This window comes from Salmonella sp. SAL4457, assembly GCF_046548235.1.
Taxonomy (GTDB): Bacteria; Pseudomonadota; Gammaproteobacteria; order Enterobacterales; family Enterobacteriaceae; genus Salmonella; species Salmonella enterica.
The window spans coordinates 1-446 of sequence record NZ_JBGDZO010000063.1; the positions used below are offsets into that span (position 1 = coordinate 1).

At 67.0% G+C, this 446-nt stretch carries 1 protein-coding gene; it reads right to left on the reverse strand.

Going from position 1 to position 446, the window contains the following annotated elements:
- Positions 1–223: FAD-dependent oxidoreductase (locus tag ACLJNW_RS23230; protein WP_410961089.1), on the reverse strand; the 223-nt coding region annotated here is incomplete at its 3' end.
- Positions 224–446: the final 223 nt, after the last annotated feature.

The following is a 446-nucleotide window of genomic DNA, read 5'->3' on the forward strand; positions in this document are numbered from 1 at the left end:
TCTGCCCGCCGTTGCGCCCGGTACCGCCGAAGCCGAGGTGGCGGGCCTCCAGCACGACGATGTCGGTGATGCCGTGCTCGGCCAGCTCAAGCGCGGTGTTGATCCCGGAGAAGCCGCCGCCGATCACCACCACGTCGGCGTCCAGGTCGGTTTCCAGGGAGGGGAAGGACAATTCGTACTTCTTGGTCGCCGTGTAGTAGGTCGGCGTCTCGATGTTGATCATGGATGCGGCCTGGCAAGGGGTGGATGTATCTATTAGACGCTCCGTGGCCGCCGCGGTCTTGTTCCTGTCTGCCGCCGGCTTGACCGGCCCTGCCAGGCGCGCTTCAGCCCAGCGTGGCGATCACCCGTGGCGCGACGAAGTCGATGAAGGCGCGCAGCTTGGGCGAGACCTGGCGGCCGGACGGCCAGAGCAGGAAGAATTGCGCGCGGCGCTCGCAGAAGGC